The sequence below is a fragment of the Microbacterium sp. genome (genome assembly GCF_035554235.1).
Lineage (GTDB): Bacteria > Actinomycetota > Actinomycetes > Actinomycetales > Microbacteriaceae > Microbacterium.
In genome coordinates, this window is record NZ_DATMIO010000038.1 from 1 (window position 1) to 7,648 (window position 7,648).

Consider the following 7,648-nt stretch of genomic DNA (forward strand, 5'->3'; position numbering starts at 1 on the left):
ACCTCTTGTGGGCGCTCTTCTCCGGGGTCGGCAGTTCGCCGCTCTCGCGGAGCGCGTCGTAATGCGCGGCGGCTTCGTCCTGGCGCGCCTGCTCGGCGCCCGACGCGATCGGCGCGCGCACATGCTCCGGCTCGTACCCGAACGCGTCGACCAGGTCGAGAGCGTGGGGACGCAGGCGCAGGCACAGTCGGTCGATGTAGCTCGTGACCGCCGCCGCGCGCTGCGTCGAGAGGCGCCCGTTGATGAGGTGCCACGAGAGGTGCTTCTCGATCACGCCGAGGCCGAAGAGGTCGCGCAGCCACGTCAGCACGCGCTTGGTGCCGGCATCCTCGATGCCGTCGACGGCGTCGGTGAACGCCTCCCACTGCAGCAGCTCGCCGTGAGCGCGGGCCGCCTCGATGAGCTCGGACTGGTTCGCGTTGAAGACCGCCGCGGCCTCCTCCTTGGAGAGTTTCGCCGCGGGGCGAAGGCGCGCCGCGATATCGGCCACCATCTGCTGCACGCGCTCGGTGAGCAGCTCGTGCTGCTGCTCGGCGCGCAGGCCGCGCTCGACGGAGCGCGCGGTCGAGCCGAAGTCGCTCACCGCCTGACCGAGCTGGCGCAGCCCCGATCCGTGAAAGACGTTCCCCGCGGTCTGACCGGCCGCGTAGGCGACGAGCTTCGCGGCATCCGCGCCCTTGAACTGCTTCGCGTAGTCGCTGAGCAGGCGCTTGCCGACGAGCTGGAGCAGCACGTTGTTGTCGCCCTCGAAGGTGGCGTAGATATCCAGGTCCTGACGCAGGCCGACGAGACGGTTCTCGAACAGGAATCCCGCGCCGCCGCACGCCTCGCGGGCCTCTTGCAGCGTGTCGAGCGCGTGCCAGGTCGACAGCGGCTTGAGGGCGGCCGCCAGCGTCTCGAGGTCTTCGCGGTCGGCATCCGAATCGGCCGTCCCGCTGAAGACCGCGTCGAACTTCTGCAGGAACTCGTCGTGCGCGAAGATGCTCGCGTACGTCGTCGCGAGGCGGGTCAGGAGGCGGCGCTGGTGCTTGCCGTAGTCCAGCAGCACGACCTCGTTCGTGCCGGCACCGGAGTCGAACTGGCGGCGCTGCGTCGCGTAGGTGATGGCGATGTACAGTCCGAGCGCGGAGGCCCACGACGCGGCGCCGTCGAGCGACACGCGCCCCTGCACGAGCGTGCCGAGCATCGTGAAGAACCGCCGCCCGGGGGATTTGATGTCGCTCGAGTACGTGCCGTCGGCGGCGACGTCGCCGTAGCGGTTCAGCAGGTTCGTGCGCGGGATGCGCACGTGGTCGAAGTGCAGGCGTCCGTTGTCGATGCCGTTGAGCCCGCCCTTGAGGCCGTCGTCTTCACCGCCGATGCCGGGCAGGAAGCCGCCGTCGCCGCCGCGGAGCGGCACATAGAAGCAGTGCACGCCGTGGTTGACCCCGTTCGTGATGAGCTGAGCGAACACAGTCGCGGCGACGCCGTGCAATGCCGCGTTGCCGAGGTAGTCCTTCCACGCACCACGGAAGGGCGTGTGGAGGACGAACTCCTCGGTCTCGGGATCGTACGTCGCCGTCGTGCCGATGGCCGCGACATCCGAACCGTGCCCGGTCTCGGTCATGGCGAACGCACCCGGGATGTCGAGGCTCATGATGCCGGGCAGCCACTTGTCGTGGTGCTCCTTCGTGCCCAGCTGCAGCACGGCGGATCCGAACAGGCCCCATTGCACGCCGGATTTGATCTGCAGGCTCGGGTCGGCCGCCACGAGCTCCTCGAAGCCGGCGATGTTACCGCCGTTGTTCTCCTGGCCGCCGTACTCCTTGGGGAACGCGCGGTGCACGGAGCCGTTCTCGACGAGCAGGCGCAGCTGGCCGAGCACGCGCTCGCGGTGCTCGTCCATGCCGAGCCCGTCGACACGGTGGAACGCGGGGTCCTTGAGCATCTCGCGCGCTTCCCGGCGGGTGTCGGCCCACGTGCCGAGCAGCAGGTCGGTCACGCCCGCGACGTCGATGCGGGCTTCGGATGCCTCGGCGGCGCTCGCGGGAGCGGCCGGGGCTCCCCCGGCCGGGGTGCGCTTGCTCCTCGACGGCTTTTCGGGGCGGACGACGGTGTCGGTCATGGGGTCCTCACATCACACGGAGAAAGGGGGTCTCCACATGGTAGAAGTCCCACAACCCATCCCCAAGGCGCCTGGAGTCTTCCGACAACCCGTGCGCCCGGCATCCGCCTTCGCCGTTGTACGGCCCCCACACACGCAGGCGGTACGGCCCCCTCCCGGGTGCGGCGTAGCCTCGTTCCATGGTGGAGCCGAGGGTGAGCATCGAGCCGTGGGGGGAGCACGACATGGTCATCCTCGAACGGAGCAACACGTCGGAGATGACGGTGTATCTCGGTGGGCCGGAGACGCCGGACCAGCTCGAGGCAAGGCACCAGCGGTACCTCTCGATGTGGGCGACGGGCGACGCGCGCATGTTCCGCATCATGCATCGCGACGACGCGGTCGGCGGCATCGGGTACTGGCGCATCGATCGCCGGGGCGTGCCCGCCTATGAGATCGGGTGGAGCGTGCACACGCCGTTCCAGGGCAAGGGCATCGCCGGGCGGGCGCTCGCGCTGTGCATCGACGACGCACGGGCGCACCGCGATCCCGAGCGCACGGGCCTGTTCGCCTTCCCGCTAGTGTCGAACACGGGCTCGAACCGGCTGTGCGAGCGCGCGGGCTTCACGTTCCTGGGCGAGGAGCCTTTCGAATACCCGCGAGGCAACCCGATCGTCGTGAACGCCTGGCGGCTGGCGCTCGACGAGGGTGGCTGACTCAGAACAGCCCGACGATGCGGCCGTCCTCGGTGACGTCGATCTGCATCGCGGCCGGGCGCTCGGGCAGCCCCGGCATCGTCATGACGTCGCCGCACACCAGCACGACGAACTCCGCGCCGGCGGCGAGGCGGACTTCGCGGATGTCGACCGTGTGCCCGCTCGGGGCGCCCCGCAGCTTCGGGTCGGTCGAGAACGAGTACTGCGTCTTGGCCACGCAGACCGGGTAGTGGCCGTAGCCGGTGTCCTGCAGGCGGCGGATCTGAGCGCGCACCGCGGTCGAGGCCGTGATGTCGTCGGCGCCGTAGATTCGCCGGGCGATCGTGCGCATCTTCTCCCACAGCGGGGCTTCGGCGGTGTATGCGAACCGCAGTTCGCTCGGCTCGGCGCACAGGCGGACGACCTCGCGAGCGAGATCCTCGGCTCCCGCGCCGCCTTCGGCGAAGTGCCTCGCCACGATGGCCTTGGGGGCATCGCCGTTCGCGCCGAGGCGCTCGACACCCGCGACGAGCGCCGCGATCTCGGCATCCGTGTCTTCCGCCCGGTGGTTGACCGCGACGACGCACGGAAGGCCGAACACCTCGCGCAACGTCGTGAGGTGTCGCTCGATGTTGACGAGCCCGCGCTCGAGGGCGGGCACGTTCTCGAGCGGAAGGTCGGGCACGTCGACGCCGCCGTGGTACTTGAGCGCCCGCACGGTGGCGACGACGACCGCCGCCGCGGGCCGCAGGCCCGACGTGCGGCACAGGATGTCGATGAACTTCTCCGCGCCGAGGTCGGCCCCGAACCCCGCCTCGGTGACGACGTAGTCGGCGAGGCGCAGGGCTGCGCTCGTCGCGATCGCAGAGTTGCAGCCGTGCGCGATGTTCGCGAACGGTCCGCCGTGGATGAAGGCGGGGGTGTGCTCGAGGGTCTGCACGAGGTTGGGCGCCAGCGCATCGCGCAGCACGGCCGTCATGGCGCCGTGAGCGCCGAGATCGCGCGCGAGCACCGGCGTGCGATCACGGGTATACCCGATCACGATGCGCCCGAGGCGCTCCCTGAGGTCGGCGAGGCTCCGCGCCAGGCAGAAGATCGCCATCACCTCGGAGGCCACGACGATGTCGAAGCCCGACTCGCGCGGGTAGCCGTTGTTCGGCCCGCCGAGCCCGACCACGACATCGCGGAGTGCCCGGTCGTTGACATCCAGCACCCGGCGCCACGTGATGCGCCGCACGTCGATGCCCAGCGCGTTGCCGTGGTGGACGTGGTTGTCGATGAGCGCGGCGAGCAGGTTGGTGGCGAGGGCGATCGCGGCGAAGTCGCCCGTGAAGTGCAGGTTGATGTCCTCCATCGGGACGACCTGTGCGAGCCCGCCACCCGCCGCACCGCCCTTCATGCCGAACACCGGCCCGAGCGCCGGCTCGCGCAGGCAGATCATCGCTCGCTCCCCGATGCGGGTGAGGGCATCGCCCAGGCCCACGGTCGTGGTGGTCTTGCCCTCACCGGCGGGGGTCGGCGATAGCGCCGTGACGAGCACGAGCTTGCCCTGCGGGGCCTCCTCGATGCTCTTGAGGAACGGCAGCGACACCTTCGCCTTGTAGCGCCCGTAGGGCTCGAGGGCTTCGTCGGGGATGCGGATGCTCGCGGCGATCTGGCCGATCGGACGGAGGGTCGCCGCCTGGGCGATCTCGATATTGCTGGGGCTCATCGTCGCTCCTCCCGCGGTCGCCGGTGACCGCCCGCCCAGCATATGGGGCGCGGCGATGAGAGCCTCGAGATCGGCCCGCGAGCCTGGCGAGCGGCCCGCACAGCCGTCAGGCGGCGGCGATCACCGCGAGCACGGCCTCGCCGTAGGCCTCGCGCTTCTTCGCGCCGATACCGCTGATGCCGTCGAGGTCGCGCACGGACGCGGGCCGCGCCTGCGCGAGTGCCCGGAGCGTGGCGTCCCCGAACACGATGTAGGCCGGCACGCCCTGCTCCTTCGCCGCGCCGGCGCGCCAGGCGCGGAGCGCCTCGAAGAGCTCGCGGTCGCCGGCATCCGTGAGCTCGGCAGCCGCGCTGCTGCGCGCCCGACGCGAGCTGCCGCCGGTCCGGCCGATCACATCCCGGCGGAGCGGCACCTTGCGCTCGCCGCTCAGCACCTGCGCGGCCTCCTCGCCGAGTGCGAGGGTGCCGTACTCGCCCTTGGCCACCAGCAGCTTCTGCGCGAGCAGCTGGCGCACGACGCTGCGCCAGTCCTGGTCGGACACATCGGCGCCGATGCCGAAGGTCGCGAGGGCGTCGTGCCCCTGCTGGCCGACCCGGTCGGTGCGTGTTCCGCGGAGGATGTCGATGAGGTGGCCGGCCCCGAAGGCCTGGCCGCGCTCGCGCTGCAGGCGGACGATCGTCGACATGAGCTTCTGCGCGGCGATCGTGCCGTCCCACGCCTCGGGCGGCTCGAGGCACGTGTCGCAGTTGCCGCAGGCGCCGGAGGCCTCACCGAAGTATCCGAGCAGGTCGACGCGGCGGCATCCGGTCGTCTCGCAGAGCGCGAGCATCGCATCGAGGTGCTGGCCCATGCGGCGGCGATGGGTCGCGTCTCCCGCGCCCTGGTCGATGAGCCGGCGCTGCTGCACGACGTCGCCGAGCCCGTACGCCATCCACGCGATGGATGGCTCGCCGTCGCGACCGGCGCGGCCGGTCTCTTGGTAGTAGCCCTCGACGGACTTCGGCAGGTCGACGTGCGCCACGAAGCGCACATCGGGCTTGTCGATGCCCATGCCGAATGCGATCGTCGCCACCATCACGACGCCGTCTTCGCGGAGGAACCTCGACTGGTTCGCGGCCCGCGTCGCGGCATCCAGTCCGGCGTGATACGGCAGGGCGTCGATGCCCTTCGTGCGCAGGAACTCGGCCGTCTGCTCGACGGTCTTGCGGCTGAGGCAGTAGACGATGCCGGCCGGCTCCGATTCACCCGGTCGCTGAGCCTGTCGAAGGGTGCGGATGAAGGCGATCAGCTGCTGGCGCGCCTCGGCCTTCGGCACGATGCGGTACTGGATGTTCGGCCGGTCGAAGCTCGCGACGAAGTGGCGCGCCTCGGGGAGGCGAAGGCGCTCGGTGATCTCGCGATGCGTGGCCTCGGTCGCCGTGGCGGTGAGGGCGACGCGCGGAACGCCCGGGAACTGCTCGCCGAGCTCGCCGAGCGTGAGGTAGTCGGGGCGGAAGTCGTGGCCCCACTGCGAGACGCAGTGGGCCTCGTCGATCGCGATGACCGACAGCGTGCCGCGCTGCAGGAGGGCGCGCGTGCCGACGTTCGAGAGCCGCTCGGGGGCGACGTAGATGAGGTCGAGCTCGCCCGCGAGATAGGCGCGCTCGACCGCGGCGCGCTGCGGGGCGGCCTGGGTCGAGTTGAGGTACGCGGCGCGCACGCCGTTGGCGACGAGAGCGTCGACCTGGTCGTGCATGAGCGCGATGAGGGGGCTCACGACGAGCCCGGTGCCGGGCCGCACGAGGGCGGGGATCTGGTAGATCAGGCTCTTGCCGCCACCGGTCGGCATGAGAACGACCGCGTCGCCGCCCGCCACGAGCTGGTCGATCGCCTCGGCCTGGTTGCCGCGGAACGCGTCGTAGCCGAAGACGGTGTGCAGCGCCTCGAGCGGCGTCGCGTAGCGAGACGGGGTGGCCCGGGGAACGACGGGGGCGGATGCGGGGGGTCGGGCGGGGGCGGATGCCGGGGGCCCAGGGTCCGGGGCCGGAAGCCAGCCGTCATCCGGCGGCGGGGGCGCCCAGTCGTCGAAGGGTGGCTGGTCGTCGGGAGGGGGAACCTCGTCGGGTCCCCACGGGACGTAGTCCTCGAGCGGCGGAGCGTCGTCTGCCGGGAGGAATGTCACCCGTCGAGTGTAACCAGCGGGGCCGACACGCTCGCGGCGATTGCCGAGCCTGTGGAAGCGGCGCGGCGGCGTGGGGCCCTGTTGCGGGGGTGCGCCGTTTCCTCCCCAGGGGTGGGCCGGAATGGAGTTTGAACAGGGAGGGGTTTGTTTTGCTGATCTGGGTTGTTCTGCGGGTTCGGATGTCGGTGGCCCGGGGTTGAATGAGGGGTATGGACGCCCTCGCCGACACCCTCTCGCACCTGCACCGTGCGCTCGGTGACGTGATCACAGGGGCGTTCGACGCGGACGCGATCCGTGGGCTCTCCGATGACGAACTGCTGGGGGTGATGGGCACCGCGGCGGGGATGATCCGGCGACTGGAGGCGGTGCTGGTGGAGGGCACCGGGCAGGTGCAGGACCGCTCCGAGACCGGCACCCGGGACGGGCGGCTCACCGAACGGTTGGGCTGCCGGTCCGTGTCCGAACTGGTGCAACGGGTCACGTTGTCCGCCAAGCACACGGTGCGCGACTACGAACACGCCGCGCGGGGGGTGCAGGAGCGGATCGCCCCCTCCTCCGGGGAACGACTCCCCGCGGAGTACCCGGCGATCCGGGCCGCGCTGATCGACGGGCAGGTCGGGGTCGACGGGGTCGTCGCGGTGCTCACCCCCCTGGGATCGCTCGCCGGACGGGCCGGGCGGGTAGCGCACCTCGCCGCGGACGAGGAACTCGCCGCCAGCGCCCGCGGGGAAGGGGTGGATGGCGCACCCCCGGCGGGAGCGGAGGACCTGCGCGCCCTCGCCCAGGTATGGGCGGTGTACCTGGACCCCGACGGTGCCGAACCCCGCGAGACGGTCGCGATGCGCAACCGCGGGCTCCACCTCGGCACCGGCCGGAACGGACTGATCCCGATCCGCGGGAACCTGCTCCCCGAGACCGCCGCCCAACTCCAACGCATCTTCGACGCCCTGCTGAACCCCAAACTCGACGGACCCCGCTTCACCACCACCCACCCCGGC

The 7,648-nt window shown here is 71.1% G+C and carries 5 protein-coding genes; 2 read left to right on the forward strand and 3 right to left on the reverse strand.

Annotated elements, in window-relative coordinates; genetic code table 11:
• The coding region (locus VNT50_RS01920; protein WP_325483419.1) for an acyl-CoA dehydrogenase family protein at positions 1 to 2,104 on the reverse strand (2,104 nt) is incomplete at its 3' end.
• Positions 2,105 to 2,283: 179 nt separating this feature from the next.
• Here VNT50_RS01920 and VNT50_RS01925 point away from each other — a divergent pair.
• A complete protein-coding gene (locus VNT50_RS01925; RefSeq protein WP_325483420.1) occupies positions 2,284 to 2,799 on the forward strand; it encodes a GNAT family N-acetyltransferase in 516 nt (171 codons plus the stop codon).
• A gap of 1 nt (position 2,800) precedes the next feature.
• On the opposite strand, the gene VNT50_RS01930 is transcribed toward VNT50_RS01925, so the two are convergent.
• Both VNT50_RS01930 and recQ read right to left on the reverse strand, forming a co-directional pair.
• Positions 2,801 to 4,489 (reverse strand): formate--tetrahydrofolate ligase, encoded by a 1,689-nt coding sequence (locus VNT50_RS01930; protein WP_325483421.1) that lies wholly within the window; start codon positions 4,487 to 4,489, stop codon positions 2,801 to 2,803.
• A gap of 106 nt (positions 4,490 to 4,595) precedes the next feature.
• On the reverse strand, positions 4,596 to 6,650 hold the full coding sequence (gene recQ / locus VNT50_RS01935; RefSeq protein ID WP_325483422.1) for a DNA helicase RecQ: 2,055 nt from the start codon (positions 6,648 to 6,650) through the stop codon (positions 4,596 to 4,598).
• A gap of 209 nt (positions 6,651 to 6,859) precedes the next feature.
• Between recQ and VNT50_RS01940 the strand changes: the two genes are divergently transcribed.
• A partial coding sequence (locus VNT50_RS01940) for a DUF222 domain-containing protein (RefSeq protein WP_325483423.1) occupies positions 6,860 to 7,648 on the forward strand: 789 nt, incomplete at its 3' end.

Bases quoted from the DNA above. Each gene is read 5' to 3' on its own strand.
- VNT50_RS01925 (WP_325483420.1), top strand. From the start codon at position 2,284: ATGGTGGAGCCGAGGGTGAGCATCGAGCCGTGGGGGGAGCACGACATG.
- VNT50_RS01930 (WP_325483421.1), bottom strand. From the start codon at position 4,489: ATGAGCCCCAGCAATATCGAGATCGCCCAGGCGGCGACCCTCCGTCCG.